Below are 26,621 nucleotides of genomic sequence, written 5' to 3'. Positions count from 1 at the left end.
CCTAGATGGTCGCCAGTTCCATGACCGAGACGTCGTTTGCCTCGTCACGCTTCAGAATGCCTGCCTGCTTGCCCTGAGCCAGCACGAGAACGCGGTTCGATACGCCAAGAACTTCCTCGAGATCGGAGCTCACGACGATGACCGCGACACCCTGCTTGGCCAGGTTGACGATGATATCGTAGATGCCGGCGCGGGCTCCGACATCGATGCCGCGCGTCGGCTCGTCCAGCACCACGACCTTGGGATCGCGCATCAGCCATTTGGCGATGACGACCTTCTGCTGGTTGCCGCCCGAGAGATCGGAAGCAAACTGCTCCGCACGCCCCTTGACGCCAAACTTCGCCACTGCCTTTTCGGCGAACACGCGCTTCACGTTCGAGGTGAGCCAGCGCCCGCCAAGCTTGTCGAGATTGGCGTAGATGATGTTCTCGCTGATCTTGTGCGCGACGACGAGGCCCTGCTCCTTGCGATCTTCCGGAACCATCACGATGCCCCTGGCGATCGCATCCGCTGGGCTGCGCAGCTTCAGAGCCTCACCGTCCAGCTTGATCGAGCCGCCGCTGATTGGATCGGCACCGGAAATCGCCCTTACAAGCTCGGTGCGGCCGGCGCCGACGAGGCCAGCAATGCCAAGGATTTCGCCGGCATGGACGTCAAAGCTCACATCGCGGAAGGAATCGTCCGGCGACGTCAGGCCAGACACCTCAAGCACGGACCGGCTGGTCGGCTCGGGAAGTGTCGGAAACAGGCGATCGAGCGAGCGACCGACCATGCTTTCGACGATTGTGCGCACCGGCGTCGAGCTGTCGGCAAATTCATGGACGCGCTCTCCGTCGCGAAGCACGACGATGCGATCGGTGATCTTTTTGATCTCCTCCATACGGTGGGAGATGTAGATGATGCCCACACCCTCGGCGCGGAGCTTGCGCACCTGCTCGAACAGGGCTTCCGTCTCCGCCCCGCCAAGGGCTGCAGTCGGCTCGTCGAGGATCAGGAGTTTTGCATTAAGCGCCAGCGCCTTGGCGATCTCGATGAGCTGCTGGTTGGCGGTCGAGAGACCGGCGACCTTTCGGGTCGCGGGAATATGCAGGTTCAGCCGTGCGAGCTGTTCCTGGGCGCGGCGAACCATCTGGGCGCGGTCGACCACGCCGTTCTTCATCGGCCATCGACCGATGAAGACATTTTCGGCGATGGAAAGATGCGGCAGGAGCTGCAATTCCTGGTGGATCAGCACGACGCCTTTGTCGATCGCCTCGCGTGGAGCGGCCGGGGCATAAGGCTGTCCCAGCCATGTCATCGTGCCTTCGGACGGTGTGCGTGATCCGGCAATAATGCCTGACAGTGTCGACTTGCCAGCGCCGTTTTCGCCGAGAAGTGCCACCACCTCGCCGGGATAGACGTCCAGGTCCACATTTTTCAGAACCTGCAGCAGTCCGTAGCGCTTGGATATGCCCCTCAGGGAAAGAACCGGCTCGGTCACAGCACACCTCCTCGAGATTTCGACTGATTACGGATGGTTAGCGATGAAGCCTGCCACGTTTTCCTTGGTCGTCAGCGTGGCGTCCATCAGTTGGACCGGCGGCACCTTTTCCTTGGCAGCGAGCTTTACCGCGTTCTCCACCGCATCGCGGCCCATCTTCTGCGTCTGCTGTGTCGCGGTCACGTCGAACACACCCTTGCTGAGGGCCTCAAGTGCAGCGGTGTCGCCATCAAAACCACCGACCACGATCTTTTGCGATGGATTGGCGACCTTGATCGCCTGGGCCGCACCGAGCGCCAGTCCATCTGCCTGGGCGAAGACGATCGAGACATCCGAATTCGACTGGAGCATGTTCTGCATGATCTGGAAGCCTTCGTCCTGGCTCCACATGTTGGAATATTGCTCGGCTACCACGCTCACATCCGGATAGGCCTTCAGGGATTCCTGGCACCCCTTGGTGCGGTCCAGTTCAGGTGTGGTGCCCTTCTGGCCATGGATGATGACCATCTTGCCCTTGCCGCCAGCTTCCTTGAGGATGTAGTCGCAAACCGCCTTGGCGGAGGCGACGGAATCGGTCGCCAGGAAGGTATCGCCCGGAGCGCCTTCAGCATTGCGGTCGACGTTGACGACCGGAATGCCGGCCTGCTTTGCAAGCTTGACCGGCACACTGGCTGCAGCAGCGCCTGCCGGAATGTAGATCAGTGCGTCGATATTCTGGGTCAGCAGGTCCTGGATCTGGTTGACCTGGGTCGGGCCATCGCCCTTGGCGTCGACGGTGAGGACCTCGATGCCACGCTTCTTGGCTTCAGCTTCGACGGACTGCTTGATCTGGTTGAAGAAGTTCGCCTGCAGATTGGCGACGGCAAGGCCGAGTTTCTTGACTTCGGCCGCCTGAACGGATCCGAGGCTGAGGCCAAGCAGGGCGGCAGACGCGAGCAGAGTGCGCGCAAATTTCATGTCAGTTCCTCCATTGTTAGTGAACCCTTGGGTATCCTCCCCCTCGGGCAATAGATCCGCTCCAAACCCTTCGGAGAGGAATTTCTTCAGGCCCGCATCCTCTGCGGCCTAGCGATCAGGCGGCCCGCCGCTTGCGGATCGTTTCGGCACCGACCGCGAGAACGATGACGACGCCGATGATGACCTGCTGCAGGAAAGGCGACACGTTGAGAAGGTTGAGGCCGTTGCGCAGCACGCCGATAATCAGGACGCCGATCAGTGTGCCGCCGATGCCGCCGGCACCTCCCGACAGAGAAGTTCCGCCGATGACGACGGCCGCGATCGTGTCCAGCTCGTAGCCGAAACCGCTGGACGGCTGAACCGAGTCCAGACGGGCAGCAAGAACGATACCGGCAAGACCTGCAAGGACGGCACTCGCCATGTAGACGAGAATAGTCACAAGCTGGACATTGATGCCGGCAAGACGGGCAACTTCGGGATTGCCACCGACTGCATAGAGCATGCGGCCTTCTGCGCGGAAGTGCAGGAAAACCCAGGCAGCGGCGACGACAGCCAGCATCAGAAAGACGGTTGCGGTCAGAATGCCAAAATGGCGGTCAATGGCCAGCATCATGAACCAGTCGGGGAAGCCGACGATCTGCTGGCCGTCGGTGATCATGTTCGCCACGCCGCGCGCGGCCGACATCATCGCAAGCGTCGCGATAAAGGCAGGCACCCTGAACCAGGTGACCATGATGCCGACGATCAGGCCGCTGATCATCGAGGCAATGAGCGCCACGACGATGCCTACGCCGAGCGGCAGGCCGGCGACATTCGCCGTCCAGCCCATCACCATCATCGCAAGCGCCAGAACAGAACCGACCGAGAGATCGATGCCGCCAATCAGGATCACGAAGGTCATGCCAACAGCCATAATGCCGAGCACGGTGATCTGGTCGAGAATGTTCAAACCATTGCGGACGGAGAGAAATGCATCAGTGCTGAAGGTCAGGAAGAGGCAGAGCAAAAGCAATCCGATCAGGGGACCGGTCGCTCCCGTGAGCTTGCTGACCCACGTGCCCGATGGACGGCTCTGTTCATTAACGTCGATCGCCACCATCGTTCCTCCCTGAAGATTAAGGCCGGCAGCCAATATTTCATCAAGCAAGAATAAATATTCATGCCTGCTGGAAAATTCATTAACAACTTGCTTTACCACTGTCAACCGGCTTTTCGGATGAAAGCTAGAGCATTATGACTAATAAGGGGCTTGACTAAGATGCGGCCTGTGCAAAAATATAAACATATGAATATTTATGCACAAGAGGAAATGATGGAGCCTTCCGAACTTGAACGTGTTGCTCGCCAGATCCGTCTGCGCGACCTTCAGGCCGTATACGAGGCAGGCGCCGGCCATATCGGTGGCGAGATGTCGGTGATTGATCTGCTCACGGCGCTGTACTTCCGCGTGCTGCGTGTCTGGCCCGACCAGCCGAAACACCCCGATCGCGACAGGTTCGTGCTGTCGAAGGGCCATACGGCCTGTGCGCTCTATGTTGTGCTTGCCAAGCGCGGCTTCATTCCGGAAGAGGAAATCTCAACCTTCCTGAAGCCATATTCCCGGCTGAACGGCCATCCGAACTGCAACAAGGTGCCGGGCGTCGAAACCAACACCGGGCCGCTTGGACACGGGCTGCCGGTCGCTATTGGCATGGCGAAGGCCGCGAAACTCTCGGGCGCGAAGTACCACACCTACGTCATCACCGGTGATGGCGAGATGCAGGAAGGCTCGAACTGGGAAGCGATCATGGCGGCATACCAGTTCCGTCTGGACAATCTGACGCTGATCATCGACCACAACAGGTTCCAGCAGGGTGCCTCGCTCTCGGACACCAACGATCTCGCCCCCCTTCGCCCCAAGCTCGAAGCCTTCGGCTGGGAGGTCAGTGAAATCAACGGCAACGACATGCACGCGATCGTGCCCGCTCTCGAGCATCGTTCCGACCGTCCTCATTGCATCGTGGCGCACACCAATAAGGGCCACGGCATCTCGTTCATGCAGGATCGGGTCGACTGGCATCACAAGGTTCCGAGCAAGGAACAATATGAAACCGCATTGGCAGAACTGTCGGAGGCACTCTAATGAACGCGCCCGTAAACCCACCGAAGCTCTATGACTGCCGCGATGCCTTTGCCGCGACGCTCGAACGCCTGGCAACCGAGAATGAAACCATCGTCGCCGTCTGCAACGACTCGGTCGGCTCCTCCAAGCTTGGCGGTTTCAAGTCGAAATTTCCCGACCGCCTCGTCAATGTCGGCATCGCCGAGCAGAACATGGTCGGCGTCGGCGCGGGTCTCGCCAATGGCGGACGCCTGCCCTATGTCTGCGCCGCCTCACCGTTTCTGACCGGCCGGTCGCTCGAGCAGATCAAGGCCGACATTTCCTACTCCAATGCCAACGTCAAGCTCGTCGGCATTTCCTCAGGCATGGCTTACGGCGAACTCGGCCCGACCCATCATTCGATCGAGGATTTTGCCTGGACCCGCGTCCTGCCGAATCTGCCCGTGATCGCGCCGTGCGACCGGATCGAGACTGCCGCCGCCGTCGAATGGGCGGCAAGCTACAATGGTCCCTGCTTCCTGCGCCTGTCGCGCGTCGGCGTTCCCGATCTGCTGCCCGAAGGCCACAAGTTCGAAGTCGGCAAGGCGAACCTGCTGCGCGAAGGCTCCGATGTCACCCTGATTGCCAACGGCACGCTGACCCACCGCATGGTGAAGGCGGCCGAAATCCTTGCCGCGCGCGGCATCAAGGCGCGCGTGCTGAACATGGCGACCGTTCGTCCGATCGACGAAACCGCCATCATCGCCGCAGCCCACGAGACTGGCGCGATCGTAACGGCGGAAGAGCACTCGATCTTCGGCGGCCTCGGTTCCGCCGTCGCCGAAGTGGTGGTCGACAACGCCCCTGTGCCGATGAAGCGTCTCGGCGTTCCCGGCGTCTACGCGCCGACGGGATCCGCCGAATTCCTCCTCGACGAATTCGGCATGGCGCCGGCGGCGATCGCCGATGCGGCCCAGGCGCTGATCAAGCGCAAATAATCTGATAGCAGGTCTATTGAGCCGGGGCGCGCATCCGCCCCGGCCATTCGTTTGAGGAGAAGATGATGCGGGCAATTCTGGCGATCGACCAAGGCACTACCAATTCAAAGGCAGTTCTGGTTTCCGAGAGAGGAGACGTCCTTGCCAGAGGCTCGGCCGCCGTCGGCATCTCCTATCCGCAGCCGGGCTGGGTCGAACAGGATCCACGCCGGATATTTGCCTCCGTTTGCGAAGCGATCGAGGCCTGCCTGAAAAACGCCTCTGGTGTAGCTATCGAGGCGGTGGCGGTGTCCAATCAGCGCGAATCCGTCACTGTCTGGGATGCCGAGACCGGCGAAGCGCTTGGCCCAGTGCTGAGCTGGCAATGCCGCCGCACCGCGCCGGACTGCGAGCGCCTCATCGCCGAAGGGCATCTGGATCGTGTGGAGACACTGACCGGCCTCCCTCTCGACCCTATGTTTCCCGGATCGAAATTCCGTTGGCTGCTTGATCGTGTCCCAGCCGGCCGCCGCGTGCGCCTCGGCACGATCGACAGCTGGCTCATTCATTGCCTGACCGGCGGCAGCCGCCACGTCTGCGATGCCTCAAATGCCGCCCGAAGCCAGTTGTTCGACCTTAATGGCCAGATCTGGAGCGAGGAACTGGGCCAAATCTTCGGCGTCGATATCGGCCTGCTGCCCGAAGTGCTCGACAGCTCCGCCGATTTCGGCACGACGCGTGGCCTTCCCGGTATTCCCGATGGCACGCCGATCCGGTCGGCCATCGGCGACAGCCATGCAGCACTCTTCGGTCATGGCGCCTTCAAGCCGGGCGACGGCAAGGTAACTTTCGGAACCGGCTCCTCCGTCATGACGACATTGCCGCGCTTCATCGCGCCGCAAAACGGCATCACCACGACGGTCGCCTGGCGGATCGCTGGCGTGCCGACCTTCGCCTTCGAGGGCAACATTCTCGTTTCAGCCGCAAGCCTCCCCTGGATGGCGGACATTCTGGGCCTTGCCGATGTCGCAGCCGTCGTCGACCTTGCGGCGACCGCCGAGCCGGGCGGACCGGGATTCGTGCCTGCCTTCGTCGGCCTCGGCGCGCCCTACTGGAACTCCGACGCCCGCGCACTTTTCTCGCAAATCAACTTTTCTACGACGCGCGCCCAGATGGCCCGCTCGGTGACTGATTCGATCGCCTGCCAGGTGCATGACGTGATCGCCGCCATGCGCGCCCAGAGCGGCGGTCAACTCGGCGCCCTTTACGTCGATGGCGGCCCGAGCCAGAACCGCTTCCTGATGCAATGCGTATCCAATCTCATCGAACACGCCGTCATACAATGTCAAGCGCCGGAGGCTTCCGCCCTCGGTGCAGCTTATTTGGCCGGGCTTTCGCTCGGACTGTGGAGCGATCTCGACGTGATCGGGGCCTTGCCCCGAAGCACTAAGGTGATCCTCCCCGAAGAGATCGATCGCATCGGCCTTCTCAATACATGGAATGATGCGCTGGCCCGCTCGACGTCGCGACCGACACCGGCTAAGTGTGAATAATAATTCAAGCCGGTATAGCCCATGTCCCGCCTCAACGAACTCCGCCTGATTTCCAGGGTCGCCCAGATGTACCACATCGAAGGGCGGCGGCAGGCGGAGATCGCACAGCATTTGCGACTATCCCAGGCGACGGTCTCGCGAATGCTGAAGAGGGCGGAGGCCGAGGACATCGTTCGCACCAGCGTCATCCCGCCGGTCGGCACCTATAGCGAGCTCGAGGGCGCGCTGCGACAAAAGTTCGGCCTTCCTGAAGCAATTGTCGTCGAGTGCAGCGAGGACCGGGACGGCGCCGTCATGGCCCGGATCGGTGAAGCGGCAGCCCATCTTCTGGAGATCACACTTTCGCCTGGCGAGATCGTCGGGGTGTCGAGTTGGAGCCAGACGATCTTCAAGATGGTCGAAAACATCCATCCGCAAAAGAGCGCCCAGGTAAAATACGTTGTCCAGACCCTCGGGGGCATGGGCGACCCTTCCGTGCAGACGCACGCCACGCAGCTCACCACCCGTCTCGCTCGGCTGACCGGGGCCGAACCCAAGCTGCTTCCCGTCCAGGGCGTGACGACATCGAGGGAAGCCAAGCTCCTGATGCAGTCAGATCCCTTCGTTCGTGAGACCATGGATCTGTTCGGCAGCATCACGCTCGCCATCGTTGGCATCGGCGCGGTGGAACCGTCCGAATTGCTTGCCCGCTCCGGCAACATCTTTTCGTCGCGGGAACTCGCCGATCTTGCCGAGGCCGGCGCCGTCGGCGACATTTCGCTGCGTTTCTTCGACAAGGACGGCAAACCGGTGAAGACACCGCTGGATGAGAGGGTCATCGGCCTTCCGCTTGAGGACCTTGCACGGGTGGATCGGGTCATCGCGCTGGCCGGCGGCTCGAAGAAGACGGCAGCGATCTCAGGTGCCCTGCGTGTTGGCGTCATAGACATGCTGGTAACGGACAAGTTTACCGCTCAACGATTGATCGACGTATAGTGTCAAATGAAGGTCGCTTCAAATAGCTCACGCGCATAGTCGTCATGCGTTTTTCCGTCCTGCACATCCCGTTTCGAGAGCTCGTCGACGAACCGGCCATCCTTCATGATCAGTACGCGATCGCACATGTGGGCAATCACCGCCAGATCGTGACTGACAAGCACGTAGGTCAACCCCATCTCGTCGCGCTGGTCCGCCAGCAGGTTGAGGATTTCCGCCTGTATCGACACATCGAGCGCCGAAGTCGGCTCGTCGAGAAGCAGGATCGGCGGGGACAGGATCAGCGCTCTGGCGATTGCGACACGCTGGCGCTGACCGCCGGAAAGTTCGTGGGGGAAACGGCTTGCAAATGCGGCCGGCAGGCCGACCTGCCGCAGAGAACGCTCCACCGTTTGCCAGATCTCTTGTCTGCCCATCGCCCGCAAAGGTTCGGCAAGTGCCGTGCCGATCCGGTGGCGCGGATGCAGGGAGCCGTAAGGGTCCTGAAACACCATCTGAGCGCATTTCAGATCATCCAGACTTCTCGACTTGCCGACAGCCCGGCCTTCCAGCGTAATTTCCCCTGACCAGCCTTTTTCCATGCCTGACAGGCATCGCAACACAGTCGACTTGCCACAGCCGGATTCGCCGACGATGCCCAGCGTTTCCCCACGAGCGACGCTGAAGCTGATGTCCTTGACGACATGGTTTTGCTGTTTACCGGACAGGAATGTGACGTTGAGGTCGCGGACTTCGATCATCATGCGTTCTCCACGTCGATCTTCGAGCGGTCGAGCACCGCAAGCCGCCGAACGGGATGCCGCGGATCGGGCATCGCGGCGATCAGCCCCTTCGTATAGGGATGGTTTGCATCTTCCAGCCGCGTCAGCGTCTCGACGATGCGCCCGGAATACATGACGATGATCCGCTCACAGAAGGCGGAGACCATCCGGATATCGTGACTGATCAACAGCAAGCCGGAATCGTTCTCCCGCACAAGTTCGTCCAGGAGCGTCAGCACATCCTTGCGCACGCTGACATCCAGCGCTGAAGTCGGCTCGTCGGCGATGACGAGCTTCGGCCTCGCCAGAAGCATCATCGCAATCATGACACGCTGACCCATGCCGCCGGATATCTGATGCGGATATTGTGCCATCACGCGCTCGGCGTCCCTGATGCGAACGCGCTCAAGCATTGCCTTGGCTGCAGCGGTCGCCGCTCCGCCACGCAGGTTGAGATGCAGACGGGCCGCTTCGGCGATCTGCTTGCCAACAGTGAGCACTGGATTGAGGGAATAGCGCGGGTCTTGCATAATCAGCGCAATATCCTTGCCGCGTATCTTTCCCATCTGTTTCTCAGACAGAGACAGAAGCGGACTGCCGTCGAGGTCGAGACGCTTTGCCGAGACGGTAGCGCCTGCCGACAGAAGCCGCATGATCGCTCGGCCGGTCGTCGATTTTCCCGAGCCGGACTCGCCGACGATGCCGACGCGCTCGCGCCCGACGTCGAAGCTGACACGGGAGACCGCAGGCACGGCGTTCTTGCCGAAGCTGACATTGAGGTCTTCGATGGAGAGTACCGGCTTCATATCAGGACCTGGCATGGCGGGGATCCAGAATGTCGCGAAGCGTGTCGCCTACGACGTTGAAGGCAAGACTGGTGATGAGAATGGCGACGCCTGGCATGACGGCAACCCACCAATAGTCGAGCATGAACTTGCGACCGCTCGAGATCATCGCGCCCCACTCGGGCGCCGGCGGCTGCGCGCCCAATCCGAGGAAACCAAGCGAGGCGGCCGTCAGAATGATGCCTGCCATGTTCAAGGTCAGGCGTACGATCACCGACGGAATGCACATGGGCGCGATATAGACGAACAGGATGCGCAACGGCGAGGCGCCATAAAGGCGAGCTGCGGCAACATAGTCGGCATTCCTGACGACCAGCGCCTCGGCGCGCGCCAGGCGGGCGATAGGCGGCCATGCCGTGAGCGAAATGGCGATGATCGCCGTCGTCAATCCAGCCCCGAGTGCTGCGGCAAATGCCAGCGCCAGGATCAGCGAGGGAAAGGACAAGACGATATCCGTTGCCCGCATCAAAAGCGCATCCGTCCGACCGCCGAAGAAACCGGCGACGACACCGATCAGAAGACCGATCGGGCCAACGATCAGGGAGATAGAAAACACGGTCTGGACTGTAATCCGCGTTCCGTAGATCAGGCGGCTTAGAATATCCCGGCCGAACTCGTCGGTGCCCGCCCAATGAGCAGCACTCGGCGGCTGCAGCGCGTCGGACAGGACCTGGATGTTGGGATCATAGGGCGCAAGCAAAGGCGCAAGGATCGCGACCACGCAGAGGATCGCCAGAATGACGAAGCCGGCAAGGCCGAGTGGTTCCTGCCCCAGCCTTGAAACGATCCGTATCGTCGAGCCTGAGATCCGTGCAGGCAGGCTCGGTGGGCGCGCAGCGAGGTTGGTTTGGATTGCATCGCTCATTGTGCAGCCTCCCGCGTTCGCGGATCGAATATCGCATAGGCGATGTCCGCCAGGAAATTGAGGAACATGAAGATGAAGCCGATGATGATCGTGGCGGCAACGACGGCGTTCATGTCGCCGATCATCAGTGCGTTCGTCATGTATTGGCCGATACCCGGCCAGGAAAAGACGATCTCCGTCACGACGGCGCCTTCCAGAAGTCCGCCATAGGAAATCGCCAGGATGGTGATCAACTGGACGGCGATGTTCGGCAGGACATGACCGATGACGGTACGGGCTGGACCGACACCCTTTGCACGCGCGGCAATCACGTAATCCTGGCTCAATTGTTCCAGGGTGAAGCTGCGGGTCATGCGGGTGATATAAGCCATCGCGGCATAGGCGAGGATCACGGCCGGCAGGATGATATGCCCAAGCGCATTCCAGAAGATCTCCGTCTCTCCCTGCAATAGGCTATCAACGAGCAGCAGCCCTGTCTGCGGCGTCACCATGCCCTCGTAGAAGACATCGACACGACCGGGACCTCCAACCCAGTTCAGCCCGGCATAGAAGATCACCAGGCCGACAATGCCGAACCAGAAAACCGGGATCGAATGGCCGACAAGCGCCACGATCCGGGCGATCTTGTCAATGAAGCTGTCGCGAAAGAGCGCAGCCGTCAGGCCAAGCGGAACGCCGACGAAGGTCGAGATCAGGATCGCCAGGGTGGCGAGCTCCAAGGTCGCGGGAAATGCCTGGGCAAGATCCGAAGAGACCGGATTGCCCGTCAGCACGGCCGTCCCGAAATCGCCATGCGCAAGACCATTCAGATAGATAAAAAACTGCTGATAGATCGGCAGATCCAGACCAAGCTTCTGGCGCATGGCGGCATAGGCTGTGGGGTCTGCCAGTTCGCCGACGATCGCTCCAACCGGATCGGCGGGAAGAATGCGGCCGATCACGAAGGTAACGCAAAGCAGGATGAACAGGCTGACGGCCAGGTGTCCCACCCGGCGCGCCAGTTCCTTGATAGAGAGTTCCTTCATGATCGGCGACCCTACTTAATCGGTCTCGGCTTTCGTGACGCCCTCAAGGCGCGTCGTCTGGTTCGGATGGCCAACATAGCCCTGAACCTTGCCACTCAGCACGATGGGCTCGAAGCGCTCGAACATCGGCAGGACGGCCGGCTTCTGATCCACGAACATCTTCTGCATCTCGACGTAGAGTTCGCCACGTTTCTTCGGATCTATCTCAAGCGAGGCTTTCGCCGTCAGCGCCGTCAATTCGGGAATGTCCCATGCCGAACGCCAGACGAAATTGCCGGCATTGTTTGCCTCGAGAGAATTGTCGGGATTGGAGGCGAACTGCTCCATCGCCCCGAGCACGTTCGGCATGTAGGCACCAGTCTGGGGAATGAGCAGATCGAAATTCCGCGCGCGGTGGGCCGCGATGATGTCGGATCCATTGCCCTGCTGGATGTCGACCTTGATGCCGATCTGACCGAGTGAAGCCTGGATTGCAGTGGCAAGATCGATGCGGGGCGTCTGCGCGATAGTCTTCAGACTGACCGTAAAGCCGTCCTTGAAACCGGCTTCGGCAAGAAGCGCCTTCGCCTTGGCGACGTCAAGGTGCCAGTCCGGGCTTGGAATTGCATATTCAAAGTTTTCCGGGACGGGCACAGTGCGCGCACGCCCGTAAGGACCCATGATGGTCTTCTCGATCCCCTTGTAGTCGATACCGTAGGCGATCGCTTCGCGCACCTTCGGGTTGGACAGGTATTTGTTACCAGCATTCATCGACAGCACGTAGAAGCCGCCTGTGGGCACACGCTGGATCTCGAAGCCCTTCTTGTTGTCGAAGGTGGCAAGATCGGAGGCGGTCAGCGCGCTTGCTATGTCAATGTCGCCGCGCTCCAGCATCAGGCGCTCCACCTGGCTTTCGGGCACATGGCGAACGATGACGCGGCGCATCTTCGGTGCACCCGCAACATAGTCCTTGTTGGCGTCGAGAATGACAAGTTCATTGGGCGCCCAGCGGTTCAGCGTAAACGGTCCGGAGCCTGCCGAATGGGTTCTCAGCCAAGCATTGCCATAGTCGTCGCTGACGACATGCTTCTGGACTTCAACGCTGTCGACGACGCTCGCAATGACCATGGCGAGACGGTAAAGCAGAAGCTCCGACGTGACTTGACCCGAAAGATCGACGCGCACCGTCTTGTCGTCGACGGCTTTGACCAGTTGATCGATATTGTCCTTCGTATAGCCGACGCGCTTCAGGTTGGCGGCTGCGGCCTGATCGAGCTTCAGCAAACGCCCGAGCGAATAAACGACGTCCTTGGACGTCACCGGATTTCCGGAGGCGAAGGTCGCTTCGCGCAGCTTGAACGTGATCCCCTTGTCATCGACCTGCCAGCTTTCGGCAAGCTGCGGCACGATCTTGCCGTCAGGAGTCGAGGCAACCAAGCGATCGTAGAGGTTCGACATGATTTCATTGGCTTTGGCTTCAGTCGCCTGCTGTGGATCAAGCGAAAGAACCTGAGCGAGCGAGGTGCCGATCACCAGTTGATCGGCGGGCGTCGCCGCCCGAAGTGCCGGTGCCGCCAAGGTCAGCGCGCAGAATGCGACGCCGACAAACAGGCTTCTGGAAAAATGCTTCATTGCAACTCCTCCCTGAGTTACTATACAAGACATAATATGTCGTCCGTATGTCGTATTATGACTTTTCCAAGAAGTTTGCAAGTGCCGTACGGGCGGGGGATGGAGAAAATGGGGAACCACGAAATGGTGGTGGGTACGCGTGGCAGACAGCGGTTGGCGCAGCAGGTCATCGACCAGCTGCGCATGCAGATCGAAACGGGAAAGCTTCGCGAGGGAGATCAGCTTCCAACCGAACCCCAGCTTGAGGCGGCCTTCGGCGTCAGCCGCACTGTCGTGCGGGAGGCGATCGCCGACCTGCGCGCTGCCGGATTCGTCCGTCCCGTTCAAGGCAAGGGCGTCTTCGTATCCGATCCCAAGGCGCATGGCGGGCTGACCCTGACGCCGGTCGAGGTCAAGAGCATTCCAGAAACACTGGAATTGCTGGAGTTTCGCATGGCGGTCGAAGGAGAAGCCGCCGCTATTGCAGCCTATCGCAGAACAGCGGAACAGGAGGCGGCAATTCGGGTCGCCAACCGGAAAATGGCCCAGCTCATCGAAAGCGGGGAGCCCACGGTCGAGGCCGATTATGAATTCCATAGCGCAATCGCCAACGCCTCGAACAATCGGTTTTATATCGACGCCCTGCGTCATTTCGGGCCGCGCGCGATCCCGCGCGGCCAATTCCCGACCTTGCCTGAAGCCAATGACCGCGCCTATCTTGAAAGAGTTCATGCAGAGCATGGTGAGATCCTGGCGGCTATCGCTGAGCAGGATCCGGATCGCGCGAGGCAGGCCATGCGCGCGCATATGATGGCGAGCCAGCGACGATACCGGATGCTCGCAGAGCAGCAATGAGGCTCGACAACCTCCAGAATTCATATTATGTCATATGATGTCATATGAATGAGCGGGAGGTAAATCGTGTATTTGGGAACCCAGGTCGCCGCGCGGGACGACGATGATTTTCGCGTTTTTGCCCAGCTGGGCGTGAAGCATATTTCGGCGGATCCACCGGGTGCGCCGTCGAGTTGGACGCTGGAAGATCTCGAACGTCATCGCGATCATGTCGAAAGCTTCGGTCTCGTTCTGGACATGATCCAGCTCCCCCTGCCCTCCAAGCCGATCGAAAACGCGTCCTATCCCGACATTCTGCTCGCCGGCCCGGAACGCGACCGCCAGATCGATGCCGTCTGCCGGATGATCGAGAACTGCGCAAAGGCCGGGATTCCGGCTACGAAATACAATCTCAACCTCATCGGCATTCCGCGTACGGACCTTGAAAAAGGCCGTGGTGGTTCTCTGAACGAGGCCTTTCGCTGGGACAAGACCGATCAGCAGGCAGCGCCCGGTCTTGCAGGCGTCCTGTCAGAGGACGAGAACTGGGAGCGCATCGACTATTTCCTGGAGCGCGTAGTTCCCGTCGCTGAAAGCAACAAAGTGCGCCTCGCCTGCCATCCGCACGATCCCTATACGCCGCCGGGCTATCGCGGCGTCACCCGCGTGCTCGGCACCGTCGACGGACTGAAGAAATTCGTGCAGATGCGCGAAAGCGCCTATCATGGCCTGAATTTCTGCCAGGGCTCGATCGGCGAAATGCTCGACAATCCGCGTGAGGAGATCGACGACATCATCCGCTGGTTCGGTACGCGCGAAAAGATCTTCAACGTGCACTTCCGCAACATCAGCGGCGGCAAACTCTCCTTCATGGAAACCTTCCCCGACGAGGGCGACATGGACATGGTGCGTTCGCTGAAGGTCTACCGGGAGGTCGGCTACAAATACATGGTCATGCCGGACCACGTACCGCGAATCAGCGGCCGCGACGCGACGGGCGTCGCCTTCAGCTTCTGCTACGGTTACATCGCCGCGGTGCTCGAGGCGATGGAAGCCGGTCATATGTGAGCGACACGCTCACCTTCAATCAGCAATTATTCAAGGAATTCAACATGAATCCCAACGCCATCAAGAAAGCCGTGGGCGACGGCCTCCTCTCCTTCCCGGTGACGCATTTCGACAGCGAGAACAAGTTCAACGAAGCCGCATACCGCGACCATGTGAACTGGCTTGCCAGTTATGATGCCAGCGCGCTTTTTGCCGCCGGCGGGACGGGCGAATTCTTCTCCCTCAATCCGGCAGAAATCCCCACCGTCATACGCGCCGCCAAGGCCGCCGCCGGCAAAACGCCGATCATCTCCGGAACGGGCTATGGCACGTCGCTTGCCATCGACATCGCACGCGCTGCTGAAAAGGCCGGCGCCGATGGCCTGCTCCTGCTTCCGCCCTATCTGATGTTTGCCGAGCAAGCCGGACTCGTCGCCCATGTGAAGGCCATTTGCCAATCCGTCGGGATCGGTGTGATCGTCTATAACAGGGACAACGCGATCCTCTCGGCCGACAGCATCGCGCAACTCTGCGACGACTGCCCCAATCTCATCGGCTTCAAGGATGGCGTCGGCGACGTCGACCGTGTCATCGAGATCACCACCAAGATCGGCGACCGGCTCGTCTATGTCGGCGGCATGCCGACCCATGAAGTCTACGCGCAGGCCTATTTCGCCGCCGGCGTCACCACCTACTCCTCGGCGGTCTTCAACTTCGTGCCGGCTCTTTCGCAACGTTTCTACAAGGCGCTCAGGGCAGGAGACCAGAAGACCGTCGATCAGATCCTCAAGGACTTCTTCTTCCCCTTCGTTGCGCTGCGCAATCGGAAGAAGGGCTATGCGGTTTCGATCATCAAGGCCGGATTGAAAGTCATCGGCCGCGATCCGGGCGCCGTGCGGGCACCGCTCACGGACCTTTCGGCCGAGGAGCTTTCCGTTCTGCGGTCGATTGTCGAGGCCAACGATCCGACGAGACTGGCCGCGGAGTAAGCCCGCGGCGGCGTTGCGCTGGCTGGCCGGTGTCCAGTCAGCGCCACCGTCGCGCCGCCGCGACGATCGGCGTCACCGCCGCTCTCATGCTCTCGGGCGTCGTGCCGGTGACGATAACCCCGAGCAGCGGCGCCGCGATACCCGCGGCCCTCAGTCTCTGCACATCATCGGGCACAAACTTCTTCTGGCTTGGCGCGATGACCGGAATGCCCGCCTTGTCAGTGATGGTCCGGTAGCGGGCGAGATCGGTTTCGTCGAGCGGCTTTCCATAGTCGGCAAAGGAAGCGACGGAGGCTTCCATCATCGCGCCGGGAATGTCGAGAATTCTCTGCAAATCCTCGTCCGTACTCGCCTCTCCAAGAGCCGGAATGGGCCGTAGCCTTGATTGCAGCAGATGCGGCTGCATGTCGGTGAAATAGATGTTGAAGCCTTCAAATCCGAGATCGGCGAGCACATCCAGCTCTTGCGGGCTCGGAACCGTTTCCTGCCCGACCATCACCAGAAGCGGAACGCCAAGCGTCGCGAGCCTTTCCAGGAAGGGTCGCTCTTCGCCAAAGCTGCCGAAGGTCGTGCCGGTGGCGCGATGATAGGCGTTGAGATGGATCTTGATCGCAAACGCACCCGCTCCGATGGCCGCCGTCGCAAGGTCGAGATCGTGACGGGCAAGCGAGACGATGACCGGGAATTCGCCCTCGCGCAGCGCCCTGGTAAGTCTGGTTTCCGGATAGGTCGGCATGAGAAACCTCAGTTTAGACGCAAGCCGCCGTCGGCGGCGAAGAGGTGGATATTGGAAAGCTCCGGACGAACGTGGATCGTCGCGCCGGAGGAGAGCGACACGCGCTCGCGGAAGACGCCGGTGACCTGGGCCTCGCCGACTTTCATCGTCACCTGGGTTTCCGATCCCATCGGCTCGACCAGAACGATCTGCGCCGGCACGCCGCCGTCGTCGAGTGCAAAATGCTCCGGCCGGATGCCGTAGACCGCCTTGCGGTCGTTCAAGTCATGCGCCACCTGCGGCAGCGGCAATACGATGCCGGGTGCCGCAAACCCTTTTTCGGTGATTGTGCCGCTGAGGAAATTCATCGCCGGCGAGCCGATGAAACCGGCCACGAACTGATTGGCCGGCCGGTCGTAGAGGTCGAGTGGCGCGCCGATCTGCTCCACCCTGCCGGCGTTCAGCACGACGATCCTGTCAGCCATGGTCATGGCTTCGACCTGGTCATGGGTGACATAGATGGTCGTCGTCTTGAGCCTCTGATGCAGGTTCTTGATTTCGCCGCGCATGACGACGCGCAGCTTGGCGTCGAGGTTCGACAACGGCTCGTCGAAGAGGAAGACCTGCGGATTGCGAACGATCGCCCGTCCCATGGCGACGCGCTGGCGCTGGCCGCCGGAGAGCTGGCGCGGATAACGATCGAGCAGGTGAGACAGGCCGAGGATATCGGCTGCCCATGTCACCCGCTCGGCGATCTGCACCTTGCTGGTACCGCGATGCTCCAGCGAGAAGCCCATATTGGTGGCGACCGTCATATGCGGATAGAGCGCGTAGTTCTGGAAGACCATGGCGATGTCGCGATCCTTCGGATCGAGATCATTGACCACCCGTCCGCCGATCCTGATATCCCCGCCGGTAATCGTCTCGAGCCCGGCGATCATCCTGAGCAGCGTGGACTTGCCGCAGCCCGAGGGCCCGACCAGCACGACGAATTCGCCGTCGCGGATGCCGAGGTCGGCGCCATGAATGATGTCGAGCGCACCATAACTCTTGCGGACACGGGAAAGGGTAACGTCAGCCATGGGGAAAATCCGGTTCTTCAGCCCTTGAGGCCGGTATGCGCGAGCCCTTCGACGAATTGCTTCTGCGCGATGATGAAAACGATGAGGACGGGCAGCGCCGTCAGTGTCGCCGCGGCAAGCTGGATGTTCCACATCGGCCCGCCATAGGCATCGGTATATTGGGTCAGCGCCTGCGGCAGCGTGAACTTCTCCGCGCTCGACAGGAACACGATCGGTTCGAGATAGAGGTTCCAGGAGTGCAGGAAGGTAAAGATCGCCACAGAGGCCAGTGCCGGTCTGGCAAGCGGCAGCGCGATCTTGCGGAAGATCTTGAAACGCCCGAGACCATCGACGCGCGCTGCCTCTTCCAGTTCGACCGGCAGCGTCACGAAAAACTGCCGCATGACAAAGGTGGCAAAAACACTCGGCGCACCGAAGATCGGCACCAGGATCAGCGGCCAATGCGTATTGACCATACCGGCCTTCAAAAACATCTGGAAGAGCGGCACGATCGTCACTTCCGACGGGATCAAGAGGCCGAGCAGCACTACCATGAAGATCGTGTTGGCGAAGGGGAACTTGATGCGCGCGAAGGCGTAACCGGCCATCGATGAGACGATCATCGTGCCAACAGTGACCGCGGCGGCGATATAGGCCGAATTCCAGTATTGTTTGACGAAAGGCTGCAGCTCGAAGACCTTGCCATAGGTCGTCCAGTCATAGCTCTGCGGGAAAAGTTGCGGCGGAAAGGCGAAGATATCGCTGATCGGCTTCACCGAAGAGGTGACCATCCACCAGGTCGGGAAGACGAAGGGGATGAGCAGCACGCACATCAGCCCGTACAGAAAGACCTTCATGCGCGGGGGGAGCTCAGCTTTCATAGAACACGATCCTCTTCCGCAATTGCCATTGGGCGAAGGTCAGCACGGCGACGATCAGGAAGAGCAGGATCGACAGCGTGGAGCCGTAACCGAAGAAATGAAACTGGAAAGCCTGCTGGTACAGATAATAGACGAGCACCGTCGTCGAGATGCCCGGCCCGCCCTGCGTCAGCACCGCGATCTGCGCGAAGACCTGTAGCGATCCGACGATGGTGATGATCGAGGTGAGCAGGATGGTCGGGCTGATCAGCGGCAGGGTAATGCGGCGGAACTGCTTGAAGCGCGGCGCACCATCAATGCGGGCCGCCTCATAGAGCTCGTTCGGCACGCCCTGGAGGGCTGCAAGGAAGAGGATCATGTTGAGGCCGACATTCTTGAACACCTGGACGACGATGACCGAGATCATCGCGGTGGTCTCGCCGCGCAGCCAGTTCGGACCCTCGATGCCAAACAGCAACAGCATGCCGTTAATGCCGCCGTTCTTTTGCAGCAGAAACCCCCAGACGATCGTCCAGGCCACCAGCGACACGACAACAGGCGAAAAGAACAGCGTCCGGAAGATCGTGATACCTGCAAGCTTCTGGTTCAACAGCACCGCCAGCAGCAGGGCCAGCGACAGATTGAGAACCACAAGCCCGGCGGAGAAGATGGCGGTCGAGCCGAGCACCTGCAACAGGTTCGGGTCCTCACTCAGCATCTGGTAGTTCTGCGTGCCCGTATAGGTGAAGGTATTGGCGAGCACGTTCCACTCGTGCAGCGAATACCAGAAGACCAGACCGAGCGGGATCAGTACGAAGATGATGATGCCGATCAGTTGCGGAGCGATGAACAGGAAGCCGGCGAGGCTGTCGCGCCGCGCAATCGTCCAGAACGGCGACGAGGAGCGGCCTTCCGTAGTTGCGTTGTCCTGTGCGACAGCCATTTCTTATCTCCTCAGCGCTTGAGCAGCGGGCCGATCTGGCCGCAGATCGTCTGGAGCGTGCCGGCGACATCGGCATCCGGACGCCAGACGGCGTCGAGGCCGGAGCGCACGGTCTGCTGGATCTGCGCAAAGCCCGTGTGGCCAGGAATGACCTTGCCCGTCGCGATACCGGCGATAACGACTTTGTCGATCTGTTCCCTCGTCAGCAGCGGATTGGTCTTCTTCAGCACGTCCGCGTTGAGCAGCGACTTGCGGGCCGAGGGGAAGAACTGGCTGAGCTTGGCCGAATTTTCCGGGTTCGTCATATAGGCGACGAATTCGGCGGCTGTCTTCGCGTTCTTGCCGGATTGCATGACGCCGATACCGGCCTGGCCGATCAGCGCATAGTCACCGGCTGGTCCCTTCGGCAGCGGCACGAGATCCCAGGAAAAGGGCTTGTCCTTCGGCAGCAGCGAGGCGCGGCTGATCTGGGTGATGGTCATCGCCGCATTGCCGGCGAAGAAGTCGACATTCTCGCCTGGACCGGGGATCGCCTTCTTCTCGAAGATCGCATCATGGACGAAGGTCAGTGCATCGACCATAGGCTTTTCGGTCATCATGCAGGTCTTGCCGTCGGCGCTCCAGGGTGCGGCACCAAAACCGTTCCAGACCGAGGCAAGATTCTGCCAGATCTGGTAGTTGAAGTCCCGCACGATCAGGCCGCCTTTACCCGTCTGGCCAACAGCCGAAGCAGTAGCGATCGCATTATCCCAGGTCCATTTGCCGGCGGCGATCATCTCGGCGGGCGTCTTGGCGCCGGCCGCCTTGATGAGGTCGTTGTTGACGAAGACTGCGAAGGGCGAGGTGGAGAAGGGATAGGCATAGAGCGTGCCGTCCTTTTGCCAGCGCTCGGTGGCCGTCCCGCTTACCTCGTCGAGATTGTAGCCCTGCGTTGCCTTCAGCGTATCGGTGAGCGGATAAAGAGCGCCGGAATTGACGAAGTCGTAAGCCGTCGTCTCGAAGATCCAGGCCAGATCCGGCGCATTGCCGCCGGCGATCTGGGTGGTGAGCGCCGTCGTATAGGTGTCGAACGGCAGCGACTCGAAGGTCACCGTGACGTTGGGGTGATCCTTCTTGAAGCCGGCCGCGATCTCGTTGAAGAGCTTCAGATGCGCTTCTGCCGCGCTCCAGATGGTCATGCGCAGGTTGACGGCATCCTGTGCGTTGGCGATGCCGCTGCAGGCAAGCGGCAAGGCGAGCGCAAGCGCGGCCATTGCCGATTTCAGTGTCCTGTTCTTGTTCATTTCCCGTTCCTCCTCCAAAGATGGGTTGTGCAGATGGGTGCTCAGTAGGCTGAGATGACCGGCCAGCGGATTTCGATGCCTTCTCGAACAAGTTCCTGCTGGAAGTCGCGAAGATGCACATCGTTTTCCTGGACCTGGTGGGGCTTCAGTCCCTTATCGAGGCAGTGGGCCGCGAGCATGCCCGCCGCTTCGCCGATGTTCCATTCGACCGGATGCAAGCGGTAGCAACCGTTGGTGATATGGGTGGTGCCGATATTCTTGCCGGCCGCAATGAGGTTCGTCATGCGCTGCGGCAGCAGCGCGCCAAGCGGGATTTCGAACGGGCAGGACGGCACGTCGACATAGTTGTCGCCGCCGGTCGAGGGGTGCAGGTCGATGCGATACATGCCGATGCCGACGCTGTCGCGATAATTTACCGCCCCCTTTTCGCCGCGCACTGCATGGGAGAGATCCTGCTCGGTGATACGGGTGACGGGCTTGATGCGGCGGCTTTCCCGGATATAGGGCGCCATCGCGAGGCCATGTTCGGTGCCGGTGATGTCGCCGCGAAGCCTCAAGCCCCGGTAACCCTGGCCGCCATCGATACGTGGCGCCTCGGTTTGCAGCCAGTAGAAGACCGAATAGGAAAGATCGGCGGCCGCCTTCAGATGCCTCGCCTTGTCTTGCTCGGACACGTCGATGATCGTTCCGTCCATGTAGTCGATCATCGGCCAGTTCACGAAGCAGATGTCGGACTGGTAAAAGCCAGGCTCAAAGTTGCGCCGTGCCGCGATGCGGCGGAAAAGCCAGAGGTTTTCATCGCCGCCACCCTTGCGCTGATCGGCATCGACGAGCAGTGGATTGTCGTCGACATTGGGCGTGAAGCTGCGCGTGGTGGATTCCAGCGTGCGCGGGTGCGGTGCGGTGAAGCCGAGCAGTGGTCCGCCCCAGAAATGCGGCTGGTATTTGCGCCAGTAGTCGTAATTGTCAGGCTTGTCGATCGTCTGATCGCCGTCAATGCAATCAACTGCAAAGCAGATCGAGACTGCCTGAACATTGTCGGGCTGCGCTTCGGAGGGCGCGCTCGGCTCGCCGGTATCGGACTGCGCCTCGAAGCCCTTCACATAATCCGTTCCGGTCATCGGCAGCAGATCGCCGAGTTCGGTGGCGTCAAGGATGTAATCGGCCGAGATGACGATCTCGAGATCACTGTCGCGATGGCGGACCGTAATGGAACGCACGCTGTCGCTGTCGACATCGGCAGCGACGGGACGATAGGGCTGCAGGACCCTGAGCCGGCCGGCGCCGCGATAGGGCATCAGCATCGCTTCCATGACCGCCAGGCTGACGCGCGGCTCGGCGCAGATGCGGCTTACCCAGCCGCCGCCGGGATTGAGATCGCCCCAGGCGCGGGCACCTTCGGTCAGCGGATAGTTGTCGCGATAATATTGCCGCACGCCGTTGCGCAGTCTGCGATAGGAGCGCGTGATGCCGAATTGCTCGACCCAGCTATGTTCGTCGGAAGGCACGCCCTGGCTGGTCGACTGGCCGCCGATCCATTCGAATTCCTCGGTCATGATGACGCTCTTGCCCGCCCGGCATGCGCCAAGCGCCGCCGCGACGCCGCCGAGGCCGCCACCCACCACCAGAATATCCGCTCGCATCTCTTTTGCCGCCATGTCCATCACTATCAGGTCCGTTTCTTTGCTGGTCCGAGGGTTTCGCCCTCGACAGGTTCGCAGGTCAGAAGAATTTGTTCGACGGGCGCGGCGGCCTCGATGCGGCGCACCAGCATGGCGGTCGCCTGCCGCCCCATTTCCTCGCGAGGAATATCGAAGGAGGTGAACCGCACATGGCTGCGCTCGGCCCGTACATGGCTGCCGAGCACCACGGCCGACAAGTCGCCAGGAATGGACAGGCCGCGCTCGCGCGCCGCCGCTTCGACACGCACCGCATCGGCCAATTCGACGAAGAAGACGGCGGTCGCGCCGCTTGCGACGATCGCGTCGAGCGTGTCGGCCGCGCCTCGGCCGACCTCATCAACATGGAGAACCAGTTCGGCGCCCCCGGTGATTGCGCCTGAAAATCCGCGCCAACGGTCAACGATAGATTCAGCCGAGCCGCTTGGGCCGACGAAAGCCAGCCGGTCATGGCCGAGTGCGCGCGCCTTTTCGACCAGCGCCCGCGTACCGCTGGCGTAATCGCCGCCGACGTAGGGAACGGGTCCGCCTGCGTCCTCACGTCGGCCGATCGCCACGAAGGGATAATCGCCAGTCACCAGCCGCTTGAGCTCGGCCCGATCGAATTCGCGGCCGAGGACGAGGCAGCCGTCGGCGATCCGCAGCCGGTTACCGTCGGCAAAAATCTTGCGCTCCCGGCCGACGCCGGCACCGGTCAGGAGGAGCAGGTCATAATTCTGCGCCTGCGCCTCTTCCTCGATGCCGAGGAGGAAGGGTGCAAAAAAGTCCGCCTGCTCGCTTGGAAAGGCCGGCTCGTAGGTGAAGACGCCGAGGATGCGATTAAGACCCTTGGCCATCCGCCGGGCGATCGGATCGGCCACATATCCCGTGGTGCGGATGACCTGCTGGACGCGCTCGCGGGTCTCCTTCGGAATACGCGCCAAAGCCGTCGGCGCACCGTTCAGCACAAGCGAAACGGTTGCCTGACTGACGCCGGCAAGTTTCGCAATATCGTGCTGCGTCAAGCGCTTAGTGCCTGCCACGCCGGTTCCTCCCCGATCGTCTCTTGACTGCTAATGCGTATTAGCAGCTAATACGTATAAACAGGATTTACCGAGCGACTGTCAAGCGCGAAAATGTGAGATGATCGATGCCATTCGCAGAGCATTTGAAATTGCTGGGGATTTCCGGAACCCGTGTCTTCGGCGACAGCATCACCGCAGGGCTCAACGCCAGCCAGCCGCATCTTGCCTGGCCGGCATTGTTTGCGGCTGAGGTCGATGGATTACCCCTCCGCAATCACGCAATCCCGGGGACAGTGCTGCAGCATCGCTGCTTGCCGACGGCAAAGCTCGACCGGGAAACGGCGCTGAACGCTTCGCCGGGGCGCTGCTCGACGGCCCGCATAGCGACGCGATCCTCATCCTCTACGGCTATAACGACGCGCGCTATACGGCCGCGCCGGAGAGCATGAACGCGAAGAACTTCATTCGTGACTATGCTAATATGCTGGAGAAACTGATCGAGGCAGGCCACGCGAAACGGCTTGCGATAGGCAGTCCGCCTTATATTCCAGATGGCGGCTTTTCAGTTGGAAGCACCGGCTTCACCGGCCAGACACGCCAGGGCTTTGAAGTCTACGTCCGAACCGTGCGAGAACTGGCGCAACGTTTTCGCGTCTACTACGCTCCTGTCTATGAACGGATGAAAGCATATGGCGATGGGCCACTGGCCTCGCCTGATTTCACACATCCCAACGATGGCGGTCATCGTGTCATCTATGAAGCGTTCAGAGATGCCGTCGTTCATGAGAAATTGAACTAGGCTTTTTTACACATCGAGGCGACTTTGGATCGGGCGTGACACCGCAGAGCAAAGCTTCCCCCGATCCGCCATTTCGAGGCGATCCGCATCAACTCACATAGCACGGCCGAGCAACCCTAACGGGTCATATTGTGATAGGCCCGCGCAACGAGCGCACCCATCGCCGGGAGCTCAGGCGATAGTGATGGCTGATGCGCACAGCGACCGGCGGATGACCGGCCGCTTGCGTCCTGCTCTCAACGCGCGCTGTATTTCGCGTCGAGCTCATCGATTGCGGAGACATTACCGGCCGAACGGCCGTTTTCGTCGAATGTCTGAGCGAGGAATGCGTCGGCGATCGACTTAGCGAGCTCAGTTCCGATGACGCGAGCACCCATCGTGATGATCTGCGCGTTGTTGGAAAGAGCGGCACGCTCGGCCGAATAGGTGTCGTGCGTCAGAGCGGCACGGATGCCGGGCACTTTATTGGCCGAGATGCAGACGCCGATGCCGGTGCCGCAGACCAGGATGGCCTTGTCATAGGTGCCATCGATCACGCCCGAGGCAACACGATCCGAAAGGTTGGCATAGAACGGGTCGAGCCCGTCATTGATGCGTGACACTTCATGGACGTCGAAACGGCCCTTGAGGTGTTCGGCGAGCACCTTGGCGAGACCTTCGCCGGCGCTGTCTCCAGCAATTGCAAGCTTCATCGTTTTTCTCCTTGGAGTTTGGCGGTGCATTTCGAAAGGATGTCGAGATAGCCCTCGACATTCCAGGCGGAACGGCCGATGAAGAGCCCGTCGATATGCGGGCTCGAAATCAGTTCCTCGCAGTTCTGCGGATTGACCGACCCGCCGTAAAGGCAGGGGATTTTGCGCCCGAGCGCCGCTTCGGCGACTGCGATAATTTCGGCCTGTCGCGCATCGGCATAATCCGCCGTTGCCGGAATGCCTTTTTCGCCGATCGCCCATACGGGCTCGTAGGCTAGGAGGATTTCCGCCGATTTCTGTACGTCGGAAAGCTTCGAAAGCGCCCCACGCACCTGGACTGCAAGGATTTCGGCAGCTTTTCCGCTCTCCCGGTCAGCAAGGGTTTCGCCAATGCAGATGAGTGGGATCAGACCGTGGCGAACCGCTGCCTCCGTCTTCAGCCCGACCGTCTCATCCGTTTCTCCGAAAAACTCGCGGCGCTCGGAATGCCCAAGCTCGACGATATCGAGATCGCAATCCTTCAGCATCAAGGGGGAAACCTCGCCCGTCCAGGCGCCCTCGTCCACCCAATGCATGTTCTGCGCTCCGACCTTGACGGAGGTCTTTGCAAGCATGCGCTTGACCTCTCGCACGGCGGTAAACGACGGGATCACGAAGCGCTGAATGATGGGATCGCGCGCGGCATCGGCCGCCTCGAGGCCGCGCGCGAAATGCTCGGCCTGCGCGAGCGTCTTGTTCATCTTCCAGCTGGTGCCAATCCAGAAGCGCGGTTTCTCAGTCATGCCTGATCCTGTGCCGGAGCGATGGTGAGCTTGATGCCCGCCCGATCGAATTCGTCGAGGATAGCGGCCGCTGGCGCGCTATCAGTGATAATAGTGTCGAAATCGGCGAGATCCGCCATGACATGCAACGCCGTGTGGCCGATGCGCTGGTGGTTGACCAGCAGGCAGCTTCTGGCCGAAGACGAGATCATCGCCCGCTTGGCGCGAACGACATTGTCGTCCATGTGGTAGGCGAGCCCGCCACTGACCGCCGGCGTCGAGATGAAAGCGATATCGGCTCGCAGGCGCGACAGCGCTTCTTCGGTAACGACGCCAAAATAGGCGTTGAATTTTGCGGAATAGATGCCCCCGAGCGCAATCAGCGTTATGCCGTTTTCGCCCTTCAACCGCTCCATGATCGCTGCATTGTTAGTGATCACCGTCAGCGGGCGTTTCTGCAGCAACATCTCACCGAAAACTGCTGCCATCGAGCCGTCGTTGACCATGATCGTCATGCCGGGCTCGACCATGAACAGCGCTTCCTGCGCCATGGCAACCTTGGCCTCACCACCCTGACGTTCGCGAATGCGAAAATCGCTCTCGAACTGTGTTCCCGCGTCAATCGTGGCGCCACCGCGCACCTTGCGCAGCACACCTGCCTGTTCGAGGTCGTCGAGGTCGCGATGAATGGTCATCTTCGAGACGGAAAAGCGCTCGGCAAGATCGTCCACATCGACGGTCTTATCCTCGACGAGCAGATTGACGATCAGTTGCTGGCGCTCTTCTCGTTTCATACGTCTCAATCCCAATTAAATAACGATATAACATCTGCAATGTGAATTTCAA

At 60.6% G+C, this 26,621-nt stretch carries 27 protein-coding genes; 9 read left to right on the top strand and 18 right to left on the bottom strand.

Annotated features, from left to right (window positions below; all coding sequences use genetic code 11):
- Position 1: 1 nt before the first annotated feature.
- The 3 genes from AC1DUP_RS05710 to AC1DUP_RS05700 form a co-directional block, all read right to left on the bottom strand.
- Positions 2-1,480, bottom strand: coding sequence for a sugar ABC transporter ATP-binding protein (locus tag AC1DUP_RS05710; protein WP_113308949.1), 1,479 nt, complete (start codon positions 1,478-1,480; stop codon positions 2-4).
- Between the two features lie 27 nt (positions 1,481-1,507).
- On the bottom strand, positions 1,508-2,437 hold the full coding sequence (locus tag AC1DUP_RS05705) for a sugar ABC transporter substrate-binding protein (RefSeq protein WP_113298805.1): 930 nt from the start codon (positions 2,435-2,437) through the stop codon (positions 1,508-1,510).
- A gap of 115 nt (positions 2,438-2,552) precedes the next feature.
- Complete coding sequence (locus AC1DUP_RS05700) at positions 2,553-3,536, bottom strand: ABC transporter permease (protein ID WP_007822521.1); 984 nt, start codon at positions 3,534-3,536, stop codon at positions 2,553-2,555.
- Between the two features lie 213 nt (positions 3,537-3,749).
- Between AC1DUP_RS05700 and AC1DUP_RS05695 the strand changes: the two genes are divergently transcribed.
- The 4 genes from AC1DUP_RS05695 (at position 3,750) to AC1DUP_RS05680 (ending at position 8,022) form a co-directional block, all read left to right on the top strand.
- Positions 3,750-4,559, top strand: a complete 810-nt coding sequence (locus AC1DUP_RS05695; protein WP_113308962.1) for a transketolase — start codon at positions 3,750-3,752, stop codon at positions 4,557-4,559.
- On the top strand, positions 4,559-5,515 hold the full coding sequence (locus AC1DUP_RS05690) for a transketolase family protein (protein WP_113308948.1): 957 nt from the start codon (positions 4,559-4,561) through the stop codon (positions 5,513-5,515). Before AC1DUP_RS05695 ends, AC1DUP_RS05690 begins: the two co-directional genes overlap by 1 nt.
- Positions 5,516-5,580: 65 nt before the next feature.
- Complete coding sequence (locus AC1DUP_RS05685) at positions 5,581-7,047, top strand: FGGY-family carbohydrate kinase (protein WP_113308947.1); 1,467 nt, start codon at positions 5,581-5,583, stop codon at positions 7,045-7,047.
- Positions 7,048-7,068: 21 nt separating this feature from the next.
- Positions 7,069-8,022: a sugar-binding transcriptional regulator gene (locus AC1DUP_RS05680; RefSeq protein WP_113308946.1), complete on the top strand. Its 954-nt coding sequence runs from the start codon at positions 7,069-7,071 to the stop codon at positions 8,020-8,022.
- 2 nt (positions 8,023-8,024) lie between these two features.
- On the opposite strand, the gene AC1DUP_RS05675 is transcribed toward AC1DUP_RS05680, so the two are convergent.
- The 5 genes from AC1DUP_RS05675 to AC1DUP_RS05655 are packed head-to-tail and all read right to left on the bottom strand — an operon-like array spanning position 8,025 to position 13,129.
- Positions 8,025-8,762, bottom strand: a complete 738-nt coding sequence (locus AC1DUP_RS05675) for an ABC transporter ATP-binding protein (protein ID WP_113298828.1) — start codon at positions 8,760-8,762, stop codon at positions 8,025-8,027.
- Positions 8,762-9,604, bottom strand: coding sequence for an ABC transporter ATP-binding protein (locus tag AC1DUP_RS05670; RefSeq protein WP_113308945.1), 843 nt, complete (start codon positions 9,602-9,604; stop codon positions 8,762-8,764). Before AC1DUP_RS05670 ends, AC1DUP_RS05675 begins: the two co-directional genes overlap by 1 nt.
- On the bottom strand, positions 9,591-10,493 hold the full coding sequence (locus AC1DUP_RS05665; RefSeq protein WP_113308944.1) for an ABC transporter permease: 903 nt from the start codon (positions 10,491-10,493) through the stop codon (positions 9,591-9,593). Before AC1DUP_RS05665 ends, AC1DUP_RS05670 begins: the two co-directional genes overlap by 14 nt.
- Complete coding sequence (locus tag AC1DUP_RS05660) at positions 10,490-11,518, bottom strand: ABC transporter permease (protein ID WP_113308943.1); 1,029 nt, start codon at positions 11,516-11,518, stop codon at positions 10,490-10,492. The genes AC1DUP_RS05665 and AC1DUP_RS05660 overlap by 4 nt, the downstream gene beginning before the upstream one ends.
- Before the next feature lie 15 nt (positions 11,519-11,533).
- The gene (locus tag AC1DUP_RS05655; RefSeq protein WP_113308942.1) at positions 11,534-13,129 is read right to left on the bottom strand and encodes an ABC transporter substrate-binding protein; all 1,596 of its coding nucleotides are present in this window, start codon (positions 13,127-13,129) and stop codon (positions 11,534-11,536) included.
- A gap of 123 nt (positions 13,130-13,252) precedes the next feature.
- On the opposite strand from AC1DUP_RS05655, the gene AC1DUP_RS05650 reads away from it, so the two are divergent.
- From AC1DUP_RS05650 to kdgD, 3 genes are all read left to right on the top strand, one after another.
- Complete coding sequence (locus tag AC1DUP_RS05650) at positions 13,253-13,963, top strand: FadR/GntR family transcriptional regulator (protein ID WP_113298787.1); 711 nt, start codon at positions 13,253-13,255, stop codon at positions 13,961-13,963.
- A gap of 66 nt (positions 13,964-14,029) precedes the next feature.
- On the top strand, positions 14,030-15,010 hold the full coding sequence (locus AC1DUP_RS05645) for a mannonate dehydratase (RefSeq protein WP_113308941.1): 981 nt from the start codon (positions 14,030-14,032) through the stop codon (positions 15,008-15,010).
- A 44-nt stretch (positions 15,011-15,054) separates the two neighbouring features.
- Positions 15,055-15,978 carry a 5-dehydro-4-deoxyglucarate dehydratase gene (gene kdgD / locus AC1DUP_RS05640; protein ID WP_113308961.1) on the top strand — a complete coding sequence of 308 codons (924 nt, stop codon included), beginning with the start codon at positions 15,055-15,057 and terminating at the stop codon, positions 15,976-15,978.
- Positions 15,979-16,015: 37 nt separating this feature from the next.
- Here the strand turns inward: kdgD and AC1DUP_RS05635 are convergent, their stop codons facing one another.
- The 7 genes from AC1DUP_RS05635 to AC1DUP_RS05605 are packed head-to-tail and all read right to left on the bottom strand — an operon-like array spanning position 16,016 to position 23,541.
- The gene (locus tag AC1DUP_RS05635; protein ID WP_113308940.1) at positions 16,016-16,714 is read right to left on the bottom strand and encodes a hypothetical protein; all 699 of its coding nucleotides are present in this window, start codon (positions 16,712-16,714) and stop codon (positions 16,016-16,018) included.
- A gap of 8 nt (positions 16,715-16,722) precedes the next feature.
- A complete protein-coding gene (locus AC1DUP_RS05630) occupies positions 16,723-17,775 on the bottom strand; it encodes an ABC transporter ATP-binding protein (protein WP_477832245.1) in 1,053 nt (350 codons plus the stop codon).
- 17 nt (positions 17,776-17,792) lie between these two features.
- Positions 17,793-18,635 carry a carbohydrate ABC transporter permease gene (locus AC1DUP_RS05625; RefSeq protein WP_113298783.1) on the bottom strand — a complete coding sequence of 281 codons (843 nt, stop codon included), beginning with the start codon at positions 18,633-18,635 and terminating at the stop codon, positions 17,793-17,795.
- Complete coding sequence (locus tag AC1DUP_RS05620; RefSeq protein ID WP_113308938.1) at positions 18,625-19,557, bottom strand: carbohydrate ABC transporter permease; 933 nt, start codon at positions 19,555-19,557, stop codon at positions 18,625-18,627. Before AC1DUP_RS05620 ends, AC1DUP_RS05625 begins: the two co-directional genes overlap by 11 nt.
- Before the next feature lie 11 nt (positions 19,558-19,568).
- On the bottom strand, positions 19,569-20,840 hold the full coding sequence (locus AC1DUP_RS05615) for an ABC transporter substrate-binding protein (protein WP_113308937.1): 1,272 nt from the start codon (positions 20,838-20,840) through the stop codon (positions 19,569-19,571).
- 41 nt (positions 20,841-20,881) lie between these two features.
- Positions 20,882-22,483 (bottom strand): FAD-dependent oxidoreductase, encoded by a 1,602-nt coding sequence (locus AC1DUP_RS05610; protein ID WP_113308960.1) that lies wholly within the window; start codon positions 22,481-22,483, stop codon positions 20,882-20,884.
- A 26-nt stretch (positions 22,484-22,509) separates the two neighbouring features.
- Positions 22,510-23,541: a LacI family DNA-binding transcriptional regulator gene (locus tag AC1DUP_RS05605; RefSeq protein ID WP_113308936.1), complete on the bottom strand. Its 1,032-nt coding sequence runs from the start codon at positions 23,539-23,541 to the stop codon at positions 22,510-22,512.
- 107 nt (positions 23,542-23,648) lie between these two features.
- Here AC1DUP_RS05605 and AC1DUP_RS05600 point away from each other — a divergent pair, with 107 nt between their 5' ends.
- Together AC1DUP_RS05600 and AC1DUP_RS05595 are read left to right on the top strand one after the other, a co-directional pair.
- The gene (locus AC1DUP_RS05600; RefSeq protein WP_477832244.1) at positions 23,649-23,972 is read left to right on the top strand and encodes a hypothetical protein; all 324 of its coding nucleotides are present in this window, start codon (positions 23,649-23,651) and stop codon (positions 23,970-23,972) included.
- Positions 23,888-24,322 carry an SGNH/GDSL hydrolase family protein gene (locus AC1DUP_RS05595; protein WP_477832279.1) on the top strand — a complete coding sequence of 145 codons (435 nt, stop codon included), beginning with the start codon at positions 23,888-23,890 and terminating at the stop codon, positions 24,320-24,322. Before AC1DUP_RS05600 ends, AC1DUP_RS05595 begins: the two co-directional genes overlap by 85 nt.
- 236 nt (positions 24,323-24,558) lie before the next feature.
- On the opposite strand, the gene derI is transcribed toward AC1DUP_RS05595, so the two are convergent.
- From derI to AC1DUP_RS05580, 3 genes are read right to left on the bottom strand one after another with little or no spacing between them, the layout of a single operon-like run.
- On the bottom strand, positions 24,559-25,014 hold the full coding sequence (gene derI, locus AC1DUP_RS05590; protein WP_113298778.1) for a D-erythrulose-4-phosphate isomerase: 456 nt from the start codon (positions 25,012-25,014) through the stop codon (positions 24,559-24,561).
- Positions 25,011-25,796, bottom strand: a complete 786-nt coding sequence (locus AC1DUP_RS05585) for a triose-phosphate isomerase (RefSeq protein WP_113308934.1) — start codon at positions 25,794-25,796, stop codon at positions 25,011-25,013. Before AC1DUP_RS05585 ends, derI begins: the two co-directional genes overlap by 4 nt.
- The gene (locus tag AC1DUP_RS05580) at positions 25,793-26,569 is read right to left on the bottom strand and encodes a DeoR/GlpR family DNA-binding transcription regulator (protein ID WP_113308933.1); all 777 of its coding nucleotides are present in this window, start codon (positions 26,567-26,569) and stop codon (positions 25,793-25,795) included. The genes AC1DUP_RS05585 and AC1DUP_RS05580 overlap by 4 nt, the downstream gene beginning before the upstream one ends.
- Between the last annotated feature and the right edge of the window lie 52 nt (positions 26,570-26,621).

The sequence above is a fragment of the Rhizobium sp. 01L419 genome, from assembly GCF_056400025.1.
The sequence above is the reverse complement of the archived record's forward strand: the minus strand, read 5'-3'. Positions and strand labels throughout refer to the sequence as shown.